The organism is Pandoraea sp. B-6, from assembly GCF_000282835.1.
GTDB lineage: Bacteria > Pseudomonadota > Gammaproteobacteria > Burkholderiales > Burkholderiaceae > Pandoraea > Pandoraea cepalis.
The window spans coordinates 64,595-85,801 of record NZ_KB290519.1 but is presented as its reverse complement, the minus strand read 5'-3'; the positions used below and the strand labels follow the sequence as shown (position 1 = coordinate 85,801).

The following is a 21,207-nucleotide window of genomic DNA, read 5'->3' as shown; positions in this document are numbered from 1 at the left end:
TTATGGCGAGGGTTGCGCCGTCGGAGCGCCGGTGCTACCCGAATCGCCCTTTGCGCCTTGCTGGATCGCGCGCAGCGTCGCTTCGGCGCTGGCGTAGCGGGCGAGCACGTCGGCGCTTGGGGCCTTGTCAAAGCGACTCACCACGATGAGCGCCAGGCCGCCCAGCACAAAGCCCGGCAGGATTTCGTACAGGTCGAACCAGCCGAACTGCTTCCAGATCAGGACCGTGGCCGCCCCCACGACAATGCCCGCGAGCGCCCCGTTACGGGTGACGCGCGGCCATAGCAACGTGGCCAGCACCAGCGGACCGAAGGCCGCCCCGAAACCCGCCCAGGCGTAACTCACCATGCCGAGCACGCGGCTCTGCGGATCGAGGGCCAACACCACGGCGATCACTGCCACGCTCAACACCATCGCCCGGCCGATCCACACGAGGCGGCCCTGGCTGACCGGCCCGCGCGCAAACGTTTTGTAGAGGTCTTCCGTCAGTGCACTGGCGCACACGAGCAGCTGGCACGACAACGTGCTCATCACGGCTGCGAGAATCGCCGCCAGCAGCACGCCCGTGAGCCACGGGGTGAAGAGCTGGGTCGTGAGCGCCATGAAGATGGTCTCCGGGTTTGCCGCCACACCGGCACCGAGATCGGGCCGCGCGCTATAGAACGCCAGTCCGAAGAAGCCCACGGCGACCGCACCGGTCAGGCACAGCACCATCCAGGTCATGCAGATGCGACGCGCCTGCGGAATCGCCGCCGCTGAGCGCGCGGCCATGAACCGCACGAGAATATGCGGCTGGCCGAAATAGCCCAGACCCCAGGCGAGCATCGAGATGACGCCGATAGGCGCGAGATCGCCGAACCAATCGGTATGGGCGGGGTGCACGGCGGTGACCGCGTCCACGGCCGCCGCAGGGCTGCCGTCGAGCGCAATCACGGCGATCGGGGTGACGACCAGTGCGGCGAACATCAGCGAGGCCTGCACCGTATCGGTCCAGCTCACCGCAAGGAATCCGCCGATGAAGACGTAGGCAATGGTCGCCACAGCGCCGATCCACAGCGCCGTGCGGTATTCCAGGCCGAACATCGTTTCGAACAGCCGGGCGCCGGCAACGACCCCCGACGCGCAATAAATCGTGAAGAAGATGAGGATCACGAGCGCCGTGACGATGCGCAGCACGTGGCTGCGGTCACCGAAGCGCTGTGTGAGGTACTCGGGCAGGGTCAGCGCGTTGCCGCACACCTCCGTATGCACACGCAAGCGCGCGGCCACGAGATGCCAGTTGGCCCACGCGCCGATCGCCAGGCCGATGGCGATCCAGACACCCGACAGGCCGCCCATGTAGATCGCCCCAGGCAGGCCGAGCAAGAGCCAGCCGCTCATGTCGGAAGCCCCGGCGGAAAGCGCGGTGACGAAGCTGCCGAGGCGACGTCCGCCGAGAATGTAGTCGGAAAGATCGTGGGTGGCGCGATAGCCGAGCCATCCGATCACCAGCATCAATAGCAAATACACGGTGAATGACACCGCAGTGGGATTCCAAAGGGACATGTAGCCTCCTCGAGCGTCGGTGTCACGTGCGTTGCGCGCCTCTGCCGGCATGACGAAAGAGGCGGCGACGCGGGACGACGAACGCTATGGCCAGCGATACGTGTCGCTGGCACGGGTTGACCGCGCAATGGCGGTGAGACGCGTGATATGTCGGGGGCGGGCGCGAAGATACCGCGAATGCGCGCGGTGTGCGTGAGTACGGGAAGTGCGGCGGGGCGTGATAAGCGTTGGGCTGATCGGGGAGGTAAGACGGTGGGGCGGGGAGAGCGGGGGGATGACGGGCGGGAAGGAAGCGCGGGAAAAGCGCAGGAAGGCGCTGGAATGCGGCGGGCGGTTGAACCGTTAGCGCATCGCGGCCGCCATTGTCCCGGAAGGCAGGACGCTGGCAGCCGCTGAGGACAACGCGATCGGGGCGACGGCGCGTCCGGGGGGCCGGAATCGGCAGTCGGAACCTGCGGATCCCGCGGATCCCGCGGATTCAGCCGTCAGATTTCGGACGAATCCGATCGGATTCGTCGCGAGACCTGACCGTTTCCCTCGATCAACCGATGGTCATGAGGTTGGCATTGCCACCTGCGGCAGCCGTGTTGACCGACACCGAGCGTTCGCACAGCAGTCGCTCCAGTGCGTAGTCGTCACCGGCGGCCAGCGCCTCGGGCGCGAGGCCCTGCATCGACAGGATCGGACCGTTGCGGGTTGCGATGCGACGGTTCAGGGCGCGCAGCTCGTCGCTGTCGCCTTCGAACAGCACCGCGGCGAGCGATGGCTCGGCGGCGGCGTCCGCCCCTGCCGCCAACACTGACGCGCGTCCCTTGAGGGCGGCCGGCAGGGCGCTCACCAGTTCGCGGGCGGCAATGCTCTCCGTGAAGACGGCGTCGTTGCCCGTCGCCAGCGCGGCAGCCAGTTGCGTGCGCGCGCCGAGCGGCGTGGCAGCCACGCACAGGACCGGGCCGCGTGGCTCCAGACCATAGGTGTTGCGCTCACCGGTCGGTCCCGGCAGCACGGCGGTGGCGTCGAGTGCCGACGTGGCCAGATAACGGTCGACGCGATGAATGGCGGCGGCGCTATCGGCCGAGTTGTCCTGCGCGCGCAGCCAGTCGCGGTAGCTCACCAACGGCGAGAGCGCGGCTTCGTTGCGGTTCAGCTCGGCGGGCAGCGAAGCCGGACGCGTCGCCAGCAGACGCGGCAGATACATCGGGCCGCCGGCTTTCGGACCCGTCCCAGACAAGCCTTCGCCGCCGAACGGCTGCACGCCGACCACGGCGCCAATCACGTTCCGGTTCACGTAGACGTTGCCGACATGGGCGCGCTCGGTCACATAGGCAATGGTTTCGTCGATACGCGTATGCACGCCGAACGTCAGGCCGTAGCCAGTGCCGTTGATCTGATCGAGCAGCTTGTCGAGTTGCGCGCGCTTGAAGCGGATCACGTGCAGCACCGGGCCGAAGACTTCGCGTTGCAGCGCCGTGAGATCGGTCAGCTCGATGAGTGTCGGCGGCACGAACGTGCCGTGGCGGGCGGCGTCGGGCAGCGGCAGTTGTTCGACCGGGAAGCCCTTGTCGCGCATCTGCTCGATGTGGCGGTTGATGCCGTTTTGCGCTTCGGCGTCGATCACCGGACCGACGTCGATGGACAGGCGATCCGGATTGCCGATGGCCAGTTCCTGCATCGCGCCCTTGAGCATATGCAACGTCTTGTCGGCGATGTCGTCCTGCAGGCACAGCACACGCAGCGCCGAGCAGCGCTGACCGGCCGAATCGAAGGCCGATGCGAGTACGTCGTACACGACCTGTTCGGGCAGCGCCGACGAATCGACGATCATCGCGTTCTGCCCGCCGGTCTCGGCGATCAGTGGGATCGGACGGCCATTGGCGTCGAGGCGCTCGGCCAGCGTGCGCGCGATGATGCGCGCCACTTCGGTCGAGCCGGTGAACATGACGGCCTTCGTGCGGGCGTCGGCCACGAGCGCGGCGCCGACTGTTTCCCCTGTGCCCGGCAGCAATTGCAGCGCGCCGGCCGGAACGCCGGCGGCGTGCATCAGGCGAACCGCTTCGGCGGCGATGAGTGGCGTCTGCTCGGCCGGCTTGGCGATGACCGGGTTACCGGCGGCCAGCGCGGCGGCGACCTGACCAACGAAGATCGCGAGCGGGAAGTTCCACGGGCTGATGCACAGCACCGGGCCCAACGGGCGGTGCGTGTCGTTGGAGAAGCCCTGACGGATCTGCGCGGCGTAGTAGCGCAGGAAGTCGACGGCCTCACGCACTTCGGCCACGGCGTTGGGCAGCGACTTCCCCGCTTCGCGCACGCACAGGCCCATGAGCGTGGGCATGTGGGCCTCAAGCAGATCGGCCGAGCGCATCAGGCTGTCGGCGCGTTCCTCGACCGGCGTGGCTTGCCAGATCGGGGCAGCGGCTACGGCGTTGACGAGCGCGGCATCCACATCGGCCGAGGTGGCCTCGATGACCTGACCCACGGTGTCGCGCAGATCGGCCGGATTGCGCACAGCACGTGGCGTGCCCGTGGTGCGCTCACCGTCGGCCAGCATTGGCGCGGCGCGCCACGGCGTGCCCGCGCTGGCGAGCAGGGCCGACGACAGCGACGCGAGACGGTGCTCGTTCGACAGGTCGAAGCCCGAGGAGTTGGCGCGCGCCACACCATACAGTTCACGCGGCAGCGGAATCTTGGCATGCGGTGCGCCGAGCGGTTGCACCTTCTCCGATTCCGAGATCGGATCGGCGATCAGTTCGTCGACGCTGACGGTCTCATCCGCAATCCGGTTCACGAACGAGGTGTTCGCGCCATTTTCGAGCAGACGGCGCACGAGGTAGGCGAGCAGCGTTTCGTGCGTACCGACCGGCGCATACACGCGGCAGGGCCGCGCGAGCTTGCCCGAGGCGATCGGGCCGACGACCTCTTCGTAGAGCGGCTCGCCCATGCCGTGCAGGCACTGGAATTCGTACTGGCCGGGGTAGTAGTTATTGCCCGCCAGGTGATAGATGGCAGAAAGCGTGTAGGCGTTGTGCGTGGCGAACTGCGGGTAGATGGCGTCCGGCACGGCGAGCAGCTTCTTCGCGCAGGCAAGGTACGACACGTCCGTGTAGATCTTGCGGGTATAGACCGGATAGCCTTCGAGCCCGTCGACCTGCGCGCGCTTGATTTCCGTATCCCAGTACGCACCCTTGACCAGACGCACCATGATGCGGTGACGGCTGCGACGCGCCAGATCGATGATGAAGTCGATCACGAACGGGCAACGCTTCTGATAGGCCTGCACCACGAAACCGATGCCGTTCCAGCCGGCCAGCTCGGGATCGAAGCACAGCGCTTCGAGCAGGTCGAGCGAGATTTCGAGGCGATCGGCTTCTTCGGCATCGATATTCAGGCCGATGTCATAAGAGCGTGCCAACTTGGCGAGCGCCTGCACGCGCGGCAGCAGTTCCGCGACCGTACGCTCATGTTGGCTGCGCGAGTAGCGCGGATGCAGGGCCGATAGTTTGATCGAGATGCCAGGGCCTTCATAGATGCCGCGGCCGGCCGAAGCCTTGCCGATGGCCTGAATGGCTTGCTCGTAACTCGCGTAGTAGCGCTGGGCATCCTCTTCGGTCGTCGCGGCTTCGCCGAGCATGTCGTACGAATAGCGGAAGCCCTGGGCTTCGTATTTGCGGCTGTTGGCGAGGGCTTCGGAGATGGTTTCCCCGGTCACGAACTGCTCGCCCATCAGGCGCATGGCCATGTCCACGCCCTTGCGGATGAGCGGCTCGCCGCCGCGGCCGATCAGGCGCGTGAGGGCCTTGGTGAGACCGGCTTCGCTGGTGGTGGTCACAAGCTTGCCGGTGATCATCAGGCCCCAGGTGGCGGCGTTGACGAACATCGACGGCGAATTGCCCATGTGGGCGTGCCAGTCGCCCTTGCTGATCTTGTCGCGGATGAGCGCGTCGCGCGTGGCCTTGTCGGGAATGCGCAGCAGGGCTTCGGCCAGGCACATCAGCGCCACGCCTTCCTGGCTGGACAACGAGAATTCGTGGATCAGACCTTCCACGCCGCCGCCGGTGCTCTTGCCGCGCAGCGCGACGACGAGCTTGCGGGCGAGGTCGGAGGCCGACGTCGCGGTCGCCGGGGCCAGTTTGGCCTGACCGACGAGCACGGGCACGCATTCCGGCTCGGGGCGGCGGTAGGCCGCCGTGATTGCCGCTCGCAGCACCGATTGCGGTTGCACGTTCTGGGCGAATTCGAGGAACGGATGCGGCACGGTATCGTCGCCTGCGTGGCCGTCGATCACCTCGGTGCCCGATTGGGTCGCGCCGCTTAATTCGGGCGGCAGCGCGCCGCTCTCAATGCGCTCCAGGTAAGCGAAGATGGCCTGTTTGATGAGCCAGTGCGGGGTGCGCTCGATTTGCTGGGCGGCGCTTTTGAGCCGGGTACGCAGTACGTCGTCGACCTTGACGCCGAGGGTAGTGTTAGCCATGGAAGGGTTACCTGATGACGCGAAAACGTGACACCCATAGCGGGTGAATTTCGGCATCGTAACCGGGTTTCAAAAGAGGTGCAACCTGAGTCGATATTAGGGTTGCACCTAGGTGTGAGGCCGACACGCGAAACGTCGTGTGGCGCCCCGGCCCGCGGGCCGGGGCGAGAGGCGTTACTTCTGGTCGGTGCCGTACGTTTTTCCCAAATACTCCGAAATCAGCTTGACCTGATCTTCCGGGATGGGCGCGCCATACACTTTCACCATCTTGGTGACTTCCGCGCTCCAGAAGGCCGCCGACATAGGCGGTTGGGTGTTGACGTAGTCGAGCGAGTGGCACATGACGCACCACGAGTTCGCCGATTGATAACCGGCCAGCGTCGAGGCCTTCAACTGCGATGTCTCCTGCGGCAGCTTGATCTCGAGTGCATGGACGGGGGCGGCGAAGACGCCGAACAGACCCAACAGGCCGGACAGCAGGGCCGCGCGGCGCGCAATCTTCGAAAGGTTCATGATCGTCCCCCGTCTCAAGCCGCGATCACACGCACGGTTTCCACCCCGTTGCGCAGATAGCCGGCCGGATTCCACAGCGATTGCAGCGGTTGCGACACCCCTGCACGATTCGTCGCCCGCACTTGGAGCGCGTACTCGCCGGGCTTGGGGGGCGTGAACGACGCCGTCCATTCGCGGAACGAGTACTTCGACAGTTCGTGGCCGAGCTGAGCCGCCTGCCAGGTCTGGCCGCCGTCGGCCGAGAACTGTACGTCGCGAATGCCTTCGCCGCCGTCGAACGCGATGCCGCGCACGCGCACCGCTTTGCCCGCCGCCACGTGCTCGCCGTCGGCAAGACTCGTGACGAACGAGCGCACGGTGAAGCGTTCGATCGGTTTTGTCTTCTCGGGCGCCTTGCCGGGCGTGACGCAATTGCAGTCGTTATCGGGAATGCGATACGCCGTGGCCATCCAGAAGCCGTCGAACACCTTGTCGATAACGTTGATGTCCGCCAGATGCTTCACCCAATACGTGCCGTAGTAGCCCGGCACGACCAGCCGCACCGGAAAGCCGTTGAGCATCGGCAGATCCTTGCCGTTCATGGCGAACGCGATCATCACTTCGCCATCCATCGCGTGATCGAGGTCGAGCGCCTTCACGAACTCGGGCGTCGTGGGGACGATCGGCCGGTCAAGCCCTTCGAACGTCACTTGCTTTGCGCTGGCCGACACGCCCGCCCGTTCGAGAATCCGCTTGAGCGGAATGCCGCGCCAGCGCGCGTTGCCCATCGCACCATTGGCAATCTGTCCGCCGGCGACGCGCGGCTCGAAAAAGCCACGGCTATTGCCCGAGCATTGGTGGACGGCCACGATCTCGACCGGGGCGCCGTAGTCCTTCTTGAGCGACGCGAGCGAGATGTCGAGCGGTTTGGCGACGCTGCCGCGCACATGAATCCGATGCTTCGCCGGATCGATGTCGGTCGGAATGCCCGCGAGGTGGTAGCGCACGAAGAACGCATCGTTCGGTGTGATGAGCCCGTCGTTGAAGATCGCGAACGGCGTTTCCAGTTGCGGGGGGCGCGCCGTCAAGCGGATCAGCGGGCGCTTCTGCGGATACGCGACGAGTTCGCGTTCCCCATTGGCAAACGGCAGCGTCACCATCTGCGGTGCGGTGGTGGCGGCGAGGACGTCAAGTGCGCGCCCCGCAAGGCTGGCGCCAACGCCCAGTGCACCCGCGCGTCGCAGGAAGCGGCGCCGGGAAGCCTCGGCCAAAGGCGATTCGGTGGGCGGGAGGGGCGGTGTGGCGATGTGTGGCGCCGTAGGGGCGGCGCGCCGGTCGTGCGATTTCATCGGGATGTCTCCTGTAGGACTTCTTATCGTGCAGATGACGTGAACCGTTCGACGTGCGGTGATCGACTGCTATCGGCATCGTCGGAGATTCGGGCGACGTTGTCAAATTTCCGGAACGCTATATACCGATTTATATTTCGAGGGGGTCGACTTCGAGGTGCCAGCGCACGGGCGCCTTGAGTGCGCGCAGCTCGCTCATCCAGTGCGTGAGGAAGTGCTGAAGCGCGCCGCGATGCGGACTCTCGACCACGAGCTGGGCGCGTTCGGTGCCCGCGATCCGGACCATCGTCATGGGCACCGGATCCCACAGGGAGATGCGCGCGTCGTGCAGCGCGGGCGTGGCGGCGATCTCGCGGGCCTGTTTGAGAAACGTCATGGCGTCGTCCAGGCGCCGGGCTTCGGCGCGCAGGAGCGCCTGATGCGTGAACGGCGGCAGCAGGGCGACACGCCGCTCCTCCAGTTGTTGCGCCGCGAAGCCCGCGTAGTCGTGACGCATGAGCGACGCGAACAACGGGTGCGAGGCGTAGCGCGTTTGAATCAGCACGTCGCCGGGGCCATCGGCACGGGCGGCGCGCCCGGCGCGCCCGGCCACCTGCATCAGTTGTGCAAACAGACGCTCGGCCGCTCGGAAGTCGTGGGAGAAGAGGGCGCTGTCGGCGTTGACCACGCCCACGAGCGTGACGTTACGGAAGTCGTGGCCCTTGGCGACCATCTGCGTGCCGATCAGGATGTCGACTTCGCCCGCATGGACCTGCGCGAACAGCGCCTGCGCGCTGCCTTTGCGGCGTGTGCTGTCAGCATCGATGCGTGCGAGCCGGGCGTCCGGGAACTGTTCAGCCAGCGCCTCCTCGATGCGCTGCGTGCCGCGCCCCAGCGGCGCGAGATCGAGATTGCCGCAATCGGGGCAGGCATGCGGAATGCGCGACTCGGCGCCGCAGTGATGGCAGCGCAGCCGCCGCTCGGGCTTGTGCAACACCATGTGGGCGCTGCACCGGCGGCAGTCGCTGATCCAGCCGCAGGCATCGCAGTTGAGCACCGGGGCGTAACCGCGGCGGTTCAGGAACAGCAGGCTTTGCTCGCCCGCTTCGAGCCGGGCGCGAATGGCGGCGAGCAGCGATTGCGACAAGCCCTCGTGCACCGTGCGCTGAAGTTTGCGCTCCATGTCCATGTCGATGAGCGAGACGCGCGGCAACACGGCATCGGGCGTGGCGCGCTCGGGCATCGCGAGGCGCACGTAGCGGCCCTGCTCGGCGCGCCGCCAGCTATCGAGCGACGGCGTCGCCGAGCCGAGGACGACGGGGATGCGCAACCGGTTCGCCCGCCAGATGGCGAGGTCGCGCGCCGAGTAGCGCAACCCTTCCTGTTGCTTGTAGGACGGATCGTGCTCTTCGTCGACGACGATGAGGCGCAGGTGCGGCAGCGACGCCATCACCGCGAGTCGGGTGCCGAGCACGATGCGCGCCTCGCCGCGATGGGCGGCCAGCCAGTGCCGGGCTCGCTCGCCTTCGGCCAGTCCGCTGTGCAGTGTGACGAGCGTCTCGCCGGGGAATCGCGCACGGAAGACGCCTTCGAGTTGGGGCGTCAGATTGATTTCCGGCACGAGCACGAGGACCTGGGCGTCGCGCTCGCGAAGCGCCTCGGCCACGGCGCGCAAATAGACTTCTGTCTTGCCGCTGCCGGTCACGCCGTAGAGCAGGAAGGGGGGGCAGGCGGGGAGGTCCCCCGTGTCGCCCGCATTGCCGGCGTCGAGCTTGCCCAATGGCGCTGTGGCGTCGAGGCGTTGGGCGCCGGCGACTTCGAGCGCGTCGTGAATGGCCGCGACGGCGTCGGCTTGCCCGACAGTCAACGTTCTGGTGGCGCGCGGCGTGTCCTGCGTGCCGAGGTCGATATTGGCCAAAGCGTCGGCGAGTGCGCAATCGGTGGGAGCGTTGGCGTCAGCGGCGCTCGATTCGCCATCCTCATCGTCAGCTTCATCGGCATGGCGTACCGCTTCGTGGAACGGCACGGTGTCGACGACGACCCAGCCGGCGGCGGCCCACTGTTTGAGCACGTCGGCGGCCTTTGCGCACAGGGCGCGCGCCTCGTCCGCATCGAGCGTGCCGGCTTGCGCCAGACCCTCGGCCAAACGGCGCTGGGCGCGCAGCCGGGCGGGCACGTTCTCCAGGAGCGCGGCCAGGGCGCCGTCGGCCAGCCGGTAACGTTGCACGCCACGCTGGGCGAGTAGCCGCGGCCAGCGCATCGGCGTGCGCAGATGCGCCGGGACGCCCGGCAGGGCCACCTCACCGATACCGCGTTGGTAATAGCGCGAGGCGAACTGCATCAGCTCACACCAATCCTCGCCGAGCGGCGGTAATTCATGCCAGACGGCGGTGACGTCACGCAGCTTGCCCGGTGCGATTTCGCTGCGGTGCGTCAATTCCCAGACGACGCCTACGACCTGTCGGCGTCCGAACGGTACCTGCACCAGTTGCCCAGGGCTCGCGGCCTGATCGAGCCGATAGTCGAACAGCGTGAGCAGGGGCGTATCGAGCGCCACGCGGGCGATAGCGGGCGCACCGAGGCGCGGCTGGGCGACCGGGGGCAGGGCATCCGCAGTCGATGCAAGAGACGGGGCGGGCAGGTCGTCGGCGCAGGTCAAACTTAAAGTGAATCCTGAGAAGTGTCGGTAAACCCCGGATTTAAGTCGGGTTTCCGGTGGACTTGAAGTGCTTGTGGATAACTATGTTGAGAACTGTGGGGATTATCGCTCGTCAGCCTCACCGGGCGGCCCTCGCGTGGTGTCGTGCTTCGACTTTGCCCGAATCAAAAATGCTTTTTGATCAATAGCTTATGAGCGGCGTCGAAGCGTACGCCCCGTTGCCCCTCACTTGCGGCGGCGCAGCGAGAATTTGTGCATAAGTCTTCGGGACAACTCCGTAAATTGGAGGGGTTACTCGACAGGTTTACGCTTGACATTCGGTGCTTGAAACGGCGGTTGGGTTTGCAAGGCAAATGACCCCGCGAGCCGCACCGCCGCTGGTGCGTGTCGCCAATTACGCCGTTTGGCGCAGCTTTCGGCTGTAGCGGTGGACTTCGTCAACGAGTGCCGCAACGTGATCGGGTTGCGTGAACTGCGAAATACCATGCCCCAGGTTGAATACGTGGCCTGGTGCGTTGCCATAAGCGTCGAGCAGGCGGCGAACCTCTGCGCGGATGGCCTCGGGCGCTGCAAAGAGGGCGGTGGGATCGAAGTTGCCTTGCAGCGCACAACGATCGCCGACGCGACGGCGCGCGGCCGCGAGATCCACGGTCCAATCGAGTCCGATGGCGTCGGGTCCGGTGTCGGCGATGGCTTCGAGCCACTGACCGCCGCCCTTGGTGAAGACGATGTGGGGAATGCGTGCGCCATTCCACTCGCGATGCACGCCCGCGAGCGCCTTTTGCATGTAGGCGAGCGAGAACCGTTGGTAGAGACCGTCGGCCAGCGCCCCGCCCCACGTGTCGAACACCATGACCGCCTGCGCGCCCGCTTCGATCTGGGCGTTCAGGTAGGCCGAAACGGCGCGTGCATTGGTTTCCAGAATATGCGTCATCAAGTCGGGACGCTCGTACATCATCGTCTTGACGGTGCGGAAGTCGGCCGACCCGGCCCCTTCGACCATGTAGCAAGCGAGCGTCCACGGGCTGCCGGAGAAGCCGATGAGCGGTACGCGTCCGTTCAGGGCGCGACGGATCTCGGCGACGGCGTCGAAGACGTAGCGCAGACTGTCGAGGTCCGGCGCCCGCAGGCGGCGCACATCGTCCTCGGTGCGCAGCGGGTGGGCGAAACGCGGCCCTTCACCCGCCTCAAACGACAGGCCGAGGCCCATGGCGTCGGGAATGGTGAGGATGTCCGAGAACAGGATGGCGGCATCGAGCGGGAAGCGCTCGAGCGGCTGCAGCGTGACCTCGGTGGCGTAGGCGGGGTTCTTGGCGAGCGCCAGAAAGCTACCGGCTTTGGCGCGTGTGGCGTTGTATTCGGGCAGGTACCGGCCCGCCTGGCGCATCAGCCAGATCGGCGTGTACTCGGTCGGCTGGCGCAGCAGTGCGCGCAGGAAAGTATCGTTTTGCAGAGCTTGGGACACGTCGCGGCGGTGGGTAGGAGGGTTGGGGCAAGCGATCATTTTACTCGCGTATCCTCGGCCCGGACGCATGGCGGGCTGTTATGCCGCACATCAGCCATCGGCGACACGTCGGCGTGGCGCGCGCGGAACAGTGGCGTCATTCCGATTGGCGTGGGCCGGGAGTGTCTTTAGTATTGAGCCCCACGCGCTGCGTCAGACAGTTCGGGAGCGCAGTGCGCCAACACGTCAAACCTCAGGAGACAAGCATGAAAGTCATGTTGACGGCCGCCAGCGCGGCCTTCGTGGCCGGGGCGGTGCTCGCCGGCGCTGCGGCCCACGCGCAATCGGCCGCTGTCGTGAGCCCTTCCGCGACCCCCGCCATCCACTCCCGGCTCGACGACATCGTCAAATCGGGCACGCTGCGCGCCTGCGCGACGGGTGACTACAAGCCTTACTCGTATCGACGCCCGGATGGCCAGGTCGAGGGCATCGACGTGGATCTGGTCGCCTCGCTGGCGAAGTCGCTCGGCGTGAAGCCGGTGATCGTTCCGACGACCTGGAAGGGGCTGATGGACGACTTCACCGCCGGCAAATGCGATATCGCCGTCGGCGGTGTGTCGGTCACGCTGGATCGGGCGGCGCGCGCCTATTACAGCAACGTGGTCATGGTCGACGGCAAATCGCCGATCGTGCGCTGCGCCGACGTGGCGAAGTACCAGACGCTCGCCGATCTGAACAAACCGAGTACGCGCGTCATCGCCAACCCGGGCGGCACGAACGAACGTTTCGCCCGCCAGTACCTGCCGAACGCTACGCTTACGATCTATCCGGACAATGTCACGATCTTCAAGCAGATCGTCGACGGCAAAGCCGACGTGATGGTCACCGACGCCTCGGAAACGCTGTTGCAGCACAAGCTCAATCCGTCACTGTGCCCGGTCAACCCCGACAAGCCGTTGCAGTTCGGTGAGAAGGCCTACCTGCTGCCGCGCGGCGACGACATCTTCAAGCAATACGTCGACCAGTGGCTGAATCTTGCGCAGAAGACCGGGGAATATCAGAAGGTCGTCGACAAGTGGCTGAAGTGACGGCGTGAGTCCCGCGCGGGTCATCCCAGCCAGTCACGCAGACGCTGCGCCGCGTCGTGCATGACCAGCCTCGCCTGCGGCACGAACGGTTGTAACCTCGCGAAACTATGCGTCAGGCCGGGCGCCTCGATGACCTCCGCCCGGCCACCTGAACTCGCCACGAATTGGGCGTACGACACCGCTTCGTCGTGCAACGGATCGTATTCCGCCGCAATCACCAAGGCGTGCGGCAAGGCGTGACGCGGCGCTTGCGCGGTGAGATTGACCCGCACGTCGTCTGCCGACGGTGCCACGTTGCCCAGAAATTCCTTCCAGTACCAGCGCATTTCGTCGCGTGTCAGGCCCACGCCGTTCGCCAGACGCTCGTAACTCGGCGTATCGAACCGGTACTGCACCACCGGATAGATCAGCAACTGCGCCCCCACAATCCCCGGATGTCGATCGTTGAACCACGCCGCCGCCTGCGCCGCCAAGTGGCCGCCGGCGCTGTCGCCCGCCACGGCCAGACGGTCGACGCGCACGCCGAGCCGCGCGCGCTGCTCGGCCGCCCAGGCCAAGGCGTCGCGCGCGTCGTCGATCGGCGCCGGGAACGGATGCTCGGGCGCCAACCGGTAATCGACGCTCAACACCGCCACGTCGCCGTCCTGCGCCAGGAAGGCAGCCAACGTCCCATGGGTGTCGACATCTCCCACGACCCAGCCGCCGCCGTGGAAGAACACCACCAGCGGCACTTCGCGTTCGACCGGGCGATAGAGCCTTGCGCGCAGGGTGCGGCCCGGCAGCGCAATGTCGAAGGTCTCGCTGCGCAATCCCGCCGGCAACGGGCGCAAGGCCTCGTTGGCGACGGCGGCGAACCGGGCACGCACGTCTTGCGCGCTTGGCGCGCCGTTGTCGGCAGTGGCGGGGGACTTGCGCGCCATTTGGTCGTAATAGGCGAGTAGATCGGCGTCAATGGTCATGTCAGCGGGTCTTTGGCGGCGTTGGAGGTCGGCGGTTCAGCGTTTCGGAAGCGGCTGTCCCGGCGGGCGGGCGTCCGCGCCGGCGCGGGGGTGGCCCGCTTGCATCTGCCAGCGCTGGTGTTCGATCTTGACGCATCGGTCCATCACGACGTCCAGCCCTGCCGCCAGCGCGACGGCTGCGGCGTCGTCGTTTTCGATGCCCAACTGCATCCATAGGCTGGTCGCGCCAATGGCGACGGCTTCATCCGCGATGGGCGGAATGTCGCCGCTGCGACGGAAACAGTCGACCATCTGGATCCGCAGGCCCTCGGCGCGCAAGGCGTCGGCCGCCTCGGCCAGGCTCGCATAAACGGGCTCGCCCAGAATCGTCGCGCCGGCCGCTTGCGGGTTGATGGGGACGATCCGGTATCCGTGCTGTTGCATGTAGCGCGATGTGGTGTAGCTCGGCCGGTCCGGCCGCGGCGACAGGCCCACCACCCCGATGACGCGGTCGCGCGCCAGTATCTGCCCCAAACGTTCCATGATTTGCATGCGAATGCGGCCCGACGGGGCCGGTGCGGTCGTTGACGGAATTGCTGCTCTCGGTGCGCTGCCGATCCGCGGCGTTGACGTGTCTTCGGATGTCAGATGCCCACTTTGTTGCCACGCACAAGGAATGAACTTAGCACATTGACGGCGCGCACGTGAAACGCGGCGGCGGCGCCGATGCTGCGACCGATGTGATGGGCCGGCTCGCGCGGGCATCGTCCGTGTCGATGCTTCGCCGGGCGAGTTACTCAGGATCACGAACCAAATGGCGCATCCGTCAATACGCCGGAAACCCATGCCGGAGAAGGCGAAGCGGCAGCATGAAGGGTCGCGCGAAGGTCTCAGGTGTTACAACCTGAAACACTTTGTTACCCCTCCCCCCATACGTTTCCACCAAAATGCTTCTCAACGCTGATGTGCTTATCCCCCGGTAACACCGCAGCGCGACTGTATCGGCGGAACGCGTCCCCCGGCGCGATCTGCAGGGTGGTTCGATGCAGTGCTCTGAATCTGGTCTCCTCGCGCTAACCCCGTAGCGTGTGGTTTTGGCGGGCCTACGTGTCCCGCCATTTTTTTTGCCTGCGCACACCTACATCTTTCCTACGCCTTTCGTCGTCATCCCAACGATTATTTCGCTCTCCGATTTACTTTTCGGAAATCGATTTATCCCTGCGTAAATGGGTAAGCGACATGCCGACCGGTGGTCGGCATGGTCGTCGCGGCGACTCAACAGCTTATCGGGTGGCCCTGAGCCACGGTTTGAGCCAGCCGAGTCCGGCGCGCGTCGCACCCTGCGGGCGATATTCGCACCCGACCCATCCCGCGTAGCCGAGTTCGTCAAGCAGACGGAAGAGAAACGGATAGTTGACTTCCCCGGTGTCGGGTTCGTGACGCGCAGGCACGCCTGCCACCTGCACGTGGCCGATATTGTCGATGTGCTGGCGTAGCTTGACCGCCAGGTCACCCTCGACGATCTGACAGTGATATACGTCGAACTGCACCTTGAGATGGCTCGCGCCGACCGCCTGGCGAATGGCCTGAGCCTGATCCTGTCGTGTCAGGAAATAGCGCGGAAAGTCACGCGGATTGATCGGTTCGATGAGAATCGTGACGCCATGCGCGGCAGCCTGTCCGGCCGCGTAGGCGAGATTGTCGAGATAAACGTCGCGGCAGCGCTCAAGCGACGCGGCGGGGTCGGGGCATCCGGCCATCACGTGCAGTTGGCGGCAGCCCAGCGTATCGGCGTAGTCGAGCGCGCGTTCGAGGCCGTCCCGAAACTGCGCTTCGCGCCCTGGCAGCGCTGCCAGCCCGCGCTCGCCGTTGGCCCAGTCACCGGCGGGGGTGTTGAACAGCACCTGCGTGAGCCCCGCGTCGTCCAGACGCGCCCGCACCTCTTGTGCGGGATGATCGTAAGGGAACAGGCATTCCACGCCCCGGAAGCCGTCGCTTGCGGCCTCGCGGAAACGCTCCAGAAACGGCACTTCCTGATAGAGCAGGGTCAGGTTCGCGGCAAATCGCGGCATGAGCATCTCCGTCGCCCGGCGCGGGCCGGGCAGGGTGGATCGATGCCTGTCACGATATCACTGCCCGTCGATCTGAGGCGCGGCCACGCTGCGCAACTGAAAGCGCCCGTCATCGTTGAAGAGCCAGGTTTCGACGGCGCGTACGCGGCCGCTGCTGTCGACCAGCGCACGGCTCGGCATCGGCAGCGGGCTGGCCCGTCGCAAGCTCGCCACCGCGATGCGCTCCGCTTCCTGGTCGCCATTGCTGCGATACAGCGCCACGCTCGTGATGTTCCCGCTGCGGTCTACCCAGTACTCGAGCGACACCACCGAGCGCAGCATCGGCTGGGGATTGCCCGGCGTGATCTGGCGGGCGTTGACCGCCGTCACGCGTTGCGCCGCGGCGATCTTGTACTGATCGAGCGCCGTGTATGGGACCCGGGCGGGCGTCATGTTGAGGATGAGCGGCTGTTTGGGCTCGAAATCCGGATTGGCGCAGCCCGACACCGCCAGAACACAGGCGATGACGGTGAAGCCTCCGGCGGCATGCGGCGTCCGCCGGCATTGAGAAGGTTGCGCATACATACATCGTCTCCCGCAACATTCGCGACACGGGTCTTCTTGTTCATCTACCGGGCGGGAGCGGTCTCGCAGATCGCGAATTCGTCCGCGCGAAGCGCCTCTCGACACAACGCGAAGCCCTCATTGCCTATGTTAGATGGCCCACGCGCGCCGCGCAGCGCGGTTAACACGTAGGTGTCGATGTGGACCCGGATGTCGGCAAGTGGCGGTATCCGGCGATACCATGCATACTCGCCAGCGCCTGTTTCAGGCGCGCACGACGCCGTCGCGACTGACGCCTTTTGAACGTATTGGAGGGATCATGATTACCGTGTATCACAACCCGCGCTGCTCGAAGTCGCGCGAAGCGCTGGCTCTGGTGGAGGGGTCGCCGGCGGTGGGCGGGGGCGATCTGCAGATCATCGAGTATCTGAAGACCCCGCCGACGCTCGCCGATCTCAAGCGTTTGCACAACCTACTCGGCGTGCCGGTGCGCGAGATGATCCGAAGCAACGAAACCGAGTACACCGAGCTGGGCTTGGCCGACGCGGCGATGACCGACGACGCGTTGCTCGCCGCCGTGGCGGCGCATCCGAAGTTGTTGCAGCGACCCATCGTGGTCAACGGCGACAAGGCCGTGATTGCGCGTCCGCCCGACTTGGCGAGTCAGGTGCTGTAATCGACCGACGGCGGAAGCGGTCCCCGCGCCATGCGCGTCGAGCCCCTCGCGCATGGCACCGCGAGGTCCTGGCTCAGCCGTGCGCCGCGCTGTCCTTGCCGGGGCCGGTGTCTGGCGATTCGGCGTGCGCTACCGCCTCGGCCGCCGCTTGTGCTGCGGGCGACCTGAACACCGGCGCGTCGGCATTCGCCGTGAGTCCGGCGCCGCGCCAACCGGGGAGTTCGGTCAACGTCTTCTGCTGCTCGCGCAGCTCGGCGAGCATGTTGCAAAAGAGCGCACCTTGTTCGAGCGCGTCGTCGAGTGCCACGTGCGTGTGCGGCAGCGGGTCGAGCCAGACGGACGGCAGCCGCGGCTTGATGCACTTGCGGTAGGGCATGCCGGTCATGGCGAACGCGAGCGTCTTGATGTCGAGCGCCGACCATGAAAACGGACAACGACCGACGAAGCGCATCATGTACCAGAACATGAACGTGAAATCGAACCCTGCCGGATAGGCGACGAACACAGGCTTGCCCGGCAGCTTCTCCACCCACTTCACATACGCCTTGAGCGCCTTGGTCGGGTCTTCCTGATCGACGCGGCAGGCCGCCCACGCGTCTGGCTCGGTCTTCCACCATTTCATCGTCAGCGGATGCCCCTTCGCGTCGGGCAGGCACTCGAGATTGGCGCTGAACGTGCCGATCAGCTCCTTGTCGGCCGTGTAGGCCGCCGACGCGAAACTGAGCATCGAATGCGGGCCGGGGATCGGGCCGTCGGCCTCGACGTCGGTGCTGACGAAAATTTCCTCGTCGGCGGGGATGATGCGCGGGGGGGTACGCGACACGGCCTCGCTCATGCGGCGCTCCCGGCGAGCACGGTATCGGCCACGTACGGATTGGTCTGACGTTCCTGACCGAAGGTGGAGACAGGGCCGTGTCCGGGAATGAAGGTCACGTCGTTGCCGAGCGGCCAGAGTTTGTTGCGGATCGACGCGATCAGGTCGGCGTGGTTGCCGCGCGGAAAATCGGTGCGGCCAATGGAGCCGGCGAAGAGCACGTCGCCCACGCTGGCCAGACGCTCGTCCGCCGAGAAGAACACGACATGACCCGGCGTATGCCCCGGGCAATGCAGCACGTCGAGGGTGACCTCGCCGAACGTGACCGTGTCGCCGTCACCCAGCCAGCGGTCGGGCGTGAACGGCTGTGGTTCGGGAAAGCCGAAGCGCGCGCTTTGTGTCTGAAGCTGGTCGATCCAGAACGCGTCGTCGGGATGCGGGCCTTCGATGGGGACGTCGTATTTTTCGGCAAGTGCGCCCGCGCCGCCGCAATGGTCAAGGTGGCCGTGCGTCAGGAAGATTTTCTCGAGCGTCACGCCCTGGCGTTCGATCTCGCCGACGATCCGGTCGATGTCGCCACCGGGGTCGACCACGGCGGCGCGCTTCGTCGCATCGCAGACGAGCAGGGTGCAGTTTTGCTGGAAAGGCGTGACAGGAATCAGAGTGACGTTCATGGGATATCGGGGACGCAGTTTTCGCCTATTGTAATTCGGACGCGAGGGGACCCGCCGGGCGCGTCGCAATCGACGACACGCCTGAGCGCTGCTCGCCAAGCGGGTCGGAGCGCTTGAGCGAGCCGTGTCCGATGAGACTGACCAAGCCTGTGCGATGCTGATTCAGCGAGTCTCGGCGCGTAAGTGAACGCTCGCTGATAGGTTGCATTTTGCGTCGTGTTAAACTTGCGCGCTATGCGAACACGCGAGATCCTCACACGGTTCGCGGTCGGCTGCGCCCTCGCCCTGACGTTGACAGCCTGCACAACGCCGCTCGAACCCCTCAGCCCCACGGCTGCCGCCGCTTCGGCGACAGGCGCGCGCGCCCGTGCGCGCGAAGCCAACGCGCCCGTCGGGTCGAACTTCGATCTGCAGTGGCCCGGCAAGTCGTATCGTACCGAAGGTCTCAGTCCGGGCGATCCCGAAGCGCCGGATCGCGACGGCGAAGCGCATCTGCGCGCCGACGCCGGCACGTTTTACCAGACTGGCATGGCATCCTGGTATGGCAAGAAGTTTCATGGACGTCGCACGGCCACCGGCGAAACGTTCGACATGAACGAACCGACCGCCGCGCATCCGACCTTGCCGCTGGGCAGCTTTGCGCTCGTGCGCAATATCGCCAACAACAAGACTGTCGTCGTCAAAATCAACGATCGCGGCCCCTACGCGCACAATCGCATCATCGACCTTTCCTACGGGGCGGCCAAGCAGCTCGGCTTTATTCGCGCCGGCCACGCCAAGGTCGAAATCCGCCGCCTCTCCCGCACCGAAGTCGCTGCCCTCGGCCTGGACGACAGCAAGAACGCGCCCTGACGCCACGCGGCGTACGCGCGTCGTCGCGGCGCCTCGTTTCCCGACGGCCAATTCTGAAATCGCGTTGATGGCTTCCCAAGCCGGGGGATGCTCGCCGCACATTTGTTGTGCAAAATCCATCTATTCTGTGTAAAAAATCGCGCATTATTCCGATTTTTGCTGCATCTGATAGGGCGAATGCCACGCACGAATGTGCGCACATCGGAAATTTGACGACCAAATCGACTAATTTTTTTCCGATTGCCGCATCAATCTGCCAGCGATTCGGCGCAGCCCGATATTCCACGGGCCTTTCAGGCGGTTGCGTTGGCAACCGTTGTTCGCTCAGGGGGATGTGGGTAGACTGTGCCCCACGCGCCGGTGCACGTTTTGTGTGCATCCGAATGAGACCCGGCGAGACACGGGCTCAGCGCACCTATCAAAGAGCATTCCTGGAGGAGTTTTGATGTCGACGATGGGCAAATTCGCCAAGCGCACCCTGCTGTGCGCCGTGGCCGCAACGTTGTTGGGCACGACCGGCGCGGCCTTCGCGCAGGGGACAAAATCGGTGGCCGTGTTGGCGATCGTGGAGCACCCGGCGCTGGACGCCATCCGCGATGGCGCACGCGACGAACTCAAGGCGGAAGGGTACGAGGTCGGCAAGAACCTCAAGTGGGAATACCAGAGCGCACAGGGCAACGTCGGTACGGCCGCGCAGATCGCCCGCAAGTTCGTGGGCGACCAGCCGGACGTGATTATCGGCATTGCCACGCCCACGGCGCAGGCCGTGGCGGCCGCGACCAAGTCGGTGCCGCTGGTCTACTCGGCCGTGACCGATCCCGTCGCGGCGCAATTGGTCAAGAATTGGGCGCCGTCGGGCACCAATGTGACCGGCGTGTCCGACAAGCTGCCGCTGGACAAGCAGGTCGCCCTGATCAAGCGCGTCGTGCCGAACGCCAAGCGTGTCGGCATGGTGTACAACCCGGGTGAAGCGAACTCGGTCGTGGTCGTCAACGAGCTGAAGAAGTTGCTGCCCGCTGCCGGACTGACGCTGGTCGAAGCGGCCGCGCCCCGCACCGTCGACATCAGTTCGGCGGCCAACAGCCTGGTCGGCAAGGTCGACGTGATCTACACGAACACGGACAACAACGTCGTGTCGGCGTATGAATCGCTGGTGAAGGTGGCCAACGACCGCAAGATCCCGTTGGTCGCGTCGGATACCGATAGCGTGAAGCGCGGCGCCATTGCGGCACTGGGCGTGAACTATTACGACCTGGGCCGTCAGACCGGGAAGGTGGTCGGGCGCATCTTGAAGGGAGAGAAGCCGGGGGCGATTGCCTCGCAGACCAGCTCGAATCTGGAACTGTTCGTCAACACGGCGGCGGCCGCCAAGCAAGGCGTGACGCTGTCGGACGATCTGGTGAAGGAAGCCAAGACGGTCATCAGGCAGTAAAGCGTGCGTGAGCGCGGTAAGGCGGGGTGTACCTCCCCGGCTCACCGCAGCGCGACAGGGCGGCGCCCGGACACCCTCTGTCCCCGCCGCTCTTTTCCTATCGAATGGGTGGGACGGCTTCCCCCGACAGCGGTCGCACAACGACCGGCGATGTCCCGAACTGGCCGACGTCGGCCGTGTGAGCG

General features: G+C 65.7%; 16 protein-coding genes. 4 read left to right on the top strand and 12 right to left on the bottom strand.

Annotated elements, in window-relative coordinates; genetic code table 11:
• The 6 genes from putP to hemE form a co-directional block, all read right to left on the bottom strand.
• Complete coding sequence (gene putP / locus A985_RS25200; protein ID WP_039830227.1) at window positions 1–1,545, bottom strand: sodium/proline symporter PutP; 1,545 nt, start codon at window positions 1,543–1,545, stop codon at window positions 1–3.
• A 541-nt stretch (window positions 1,546–2,086) separates the two neighbouring features.
• Window positions 2,087–6,010: a trifunctional transcriptional regulator/proline dehydrogenase/L-glutamate gamma-semialdehyde dehydrogenase gene (gene putA, locus A985_RS0111790; protein WP_017233607.1), complete on the bottom strand. Its 3,924-nt coding sequence runs from the start codon at window positions 6,008–6,010 to the stop codon at window positions 2,087–2,089.
• A gap of 174 nt (window positions 6,011–6,184) precedes the next feature.
• Entirely contained in the window at window positions 6,185–6,523 is a 339-nt protein-coding gene (locus A985_RS0111785; RefSeq protein WP_017233606.1) for a hypothetical protein, read from the bottom strand.
• 14 nt (window positions 6,524–6,537) lie between these two features.
• Window positions 6,538–7,851 (bottom strand): molybdopterin-dependent oxidoreductase, encoded by a 1,314-nt coding sequence (locus A985_RS0111780; RefSeq protein WP_017233605.1) that lies wholly within the window; start codon window positions 7,849–7,851, stop codon window positions 6,538–6,540.
• Between the two features lie 130 nt (window positions 7,852–7,981).
• Window positions 7,982–10,489: a primosomal protein N' gene (locus A985_RS0111775; RefSeq protein WP_017233604.1), complete on the bottom strand. Its 2,508-nt coding sequence runs from the start codon at window positions 10,487–10,489 to the stop codon at window positions 7,982–7,984.
• 394 nt (window positions 10,490–10,883) lie between these two features.
• Window positions 10,884–11,954: a uroporphyrinogen decarboxylase gene (gene hemE / locus A985_RS0111770; RefSeq protein ID WP_026131880.1), complete on the bottom strand. Its 1,071-nt coding sequence runs from the start codon at window positions 11,952–11,954 to the stop codon at window positions 10,884–10,886.
• 245 nt (window positions 11,955–12,199) lie between these two features.
• Here hemE and A985_RS0111765 point away from each other — a divergent pair, with 245 nt between their 5' ends.
• Window positions 12,200–13,021, top strand: coding sequence for a transporter substrate-binding domain-containing protein (locus tag A985_RS0111765; RefSeq protein ID WP_017233602.1), 822 nt, complete (start codon window positions 12,200–12,202; stop codon window positions 13,019–13,021).
• Window positions 13,022–13,041: 20 nt separating this feature from the next.
• Here A985_RS0111765 and A985_RS0111760 read toward each other — a convergent pair whose 3' ends face one another.
• The 4 genes from A985_RS0111760 to A985_RS0111745 form a co-directional block, all read right to left on the bottom strand.
• Window positions 13,042–13,980, bottom strand: a complete 939-nt coding sequence (locus A985_RS0111760) for an alpha/beta hydrolase (RefSeq protein WP_017233601.1) — start codon at window positions 13,978–13,980, stop codon at window positions 13,042–13,044.
• Window positions 13,981–14,016: 36 nt separating this feature from the next.
• Window positions 14,017–14,511, bottom strand: a complete 495-nt coding sequence (locus tag A985_RS25195) for a CoA-binding protein (protein ID WP_017233600.1) — start codon at window positions 14,509–14,511, stop codon at window positions 14,017–14,019.
• A 731-nt stretch (window positions 14,512–15,242) separates the two neighbouring features.
• On the bottom strand, window positions 15,243–16,031 hold the full coding sequence (gene otnI / locus A985_RS0111750) for a 2-oxo-tetronate isomerase (RefSeq protein ID WP_017233599.1): 789 nt from the start codon (window positions 16,029–16,031) through the stop codon (window positions 15,243–15,245).
• 57 nt (window positions 16,032–16,088) lie between these two features.
• Window positions 16,089–16,595, bottom strand: a complete 507-nt coding sequence (locus tag A985_RS0111745; protein ID WP_017233598.1) for an energy transducer TonB — start codon at window positions 16,593–16,595, stop codon at window positions 16,089–16,091.
• A 298-nt stretch (window positions 16,596–16,893) separates the two neighbouring features.
• Between A985_RS0111745 and arsC the strand changes: the two genes are divergently transcribed.
• Window positions 16,894–17,250: an arsenate reductase (glutaredoxin) gene (gene arsC, locus A985_RS0111740; protein WP_026131879.1), complete on the top strand. Its 357-nt coding sequence runs from the start codon at window positions 16,894–16,896 to the stop codon at window positions 17,248–17,250.
• Window positions 17,251–17,323: 73 nt separating this feature from the next.
• Here arsC and A985_RS25190 read toward each other — a convergent pair whose 3' ends face one another.
• Complete coding sequence (locus A985_RS25190) at window positions 17,324–18,085, bottom strand: hypothetical protein (protein ID WP_017233596.1); 762 nt, start codon at window positions 18,083–18,085, stop codon at window positions 17,324–17,326.
• The gene (locus tag A985_RS0111730; RefSeq protein ID WP_017233595.1) at window positions 18,082–18,738 is read right to left on the bottom strand and encodes an MBL fold metallo-hydrolase; all 657 of its coding nucleotides are present in this window, start codon (window positions 18,736–18,738) and stop codon (window positions 18,082–18,084) included. The genes A985_RS25190 and A985_RS0111730 overlap by 4 nt, the downstream gene beginning before the upstream one ends.
• A 234-nt stretch (window positions 18,739–18,972) precedes the next feature.
• On the opposite strand from A985_RS0111730, the gene A985_RS27540 reads away from it, so the two are divergent.
• A complete protein-coding gene (locus tag A985_RS27540) occupies window positions 18,973–19,590 on the top strand; it encodes a septal ring lytic transglycosylase RlpA family protein (protein ID WP_017233594.1) in 618 nt (205 codons plus the stop codon).
• Window positions 19,591–20,035: 445 nt separating this feature from the next.
• Window positions 20,036–21,022 (top strand): ABC transporter substrate-binding protein, encoded by a 987-nt coding sequence (locus A985_RS0111720; RefSeq protein ID WP_017233593.1) that lies wholly within the window; start codon window positions 20,036–20,038, stop codon window positions 21,020–21,022.
• The last annotated feature ends 185 nt before the right edge of the window (window positions 21,023–21,207 follow it).

Excerpts from the sequence above, each read along its gene's own strand:
- putP (WP_039830227.1), bottom strand. The coding sequence starts at position 1,545 with ATGTCCCTTTGGAATCCCACTGCGGTGTCATTCACCGTGTATTTGCTA.
- putA (WP_017233607.1), bottom strand. The coding sequence starts at position 6,010 with ATGGCTAACACTACCCTCGGCGTCAAGGTCGACGACGTACTGCGTACC.
- A985_RS0111785 (WP_017233606.1), bottom strand. The coding sequence starts at position 6,523 with ATGAACCTTTCGAAGATTGCGCGCCGCGCGGCCCTGCTGTCCGGCCTG.
- A985_RS0111780 (WP_017233605.1), bottom strand. The coding sequence starts at position 7,851 with ATGAAATCGCACGACCGGCGCGCCGCCCCTACGGCGCCACACATCGCC.
- A985_RS0111765 (WP_017233602.1), top strand. The coding sequence starts at position 12,200 with ATGAAAGTCATGTTGACGGCCGCCAGCGCGGCCTTCGTGGCCGGGGCG.
- A985_RS0111760 (WP_017233601.1), bottom strand. The coding sequence starts at position 13,980 with ATGACCATTGACGCCGATCTACTCGCCTATTACGACCAAATGGCGCGC.
- A985_RS25195 (WP_017233600.1), bottom strand. The coding sequence starts at position 14,511 with ATGCAAATCATGGAACGTTTGGGGCAGATACTGGCGCGCGACCGCGTC.
- otnI (WP_017233599.1), bottom strand. The coding sequence starts at position 16,031 with ATGCCGCGATTTGCCGCGAACCTGACCCTGCTCTATCAGGAAGTGCCG.
- A985_RS0111745 (WP_017233598.1), bottom strand. The coding sequence starts at position 16,595 with ATGTATGCGCAACCTTCTCAATGCCGGCGGACGCCGCATGCCGCCGGA.
- arsC (WP_026131879.1), top strand. The coding sequence starts at position 16,894 with ATGATTACCGTGTATCACAACCCGCGCTGCTCGAAGTCGCGCGAAGCG.
- A985_RS25190 (WP_017233596.1), bottom strand. The coding sequence starts at position 18,085 with ATGAGCGAGGCCGTGTCGCGTACCCCCCCGCGCATCATCCCCGCCGAC.
- A985_RS0111730 (WP_017233595.1), bottom strand. The coding sequence starts at position 18,738 with ATGAACGTCACTCTGATTCCTGTCACGCCTTTCCAGCAAAACTGCACC.
- A985_RS27540 (WP_017233594.1), top strand. The coding sequence starts at position 18,973 with ATGCGAACACGCGAGATCCTCACACGGTTCGCGGTCGGCTGCGCCCTC.
- A985_RS0111720 (WP_017233593.1), top strand. The coding sequence starts at position 20,036 with ATGTCGACGATGGGCAAATTCGCCAAGCGCACCCTGCTGTGCGCCGTG.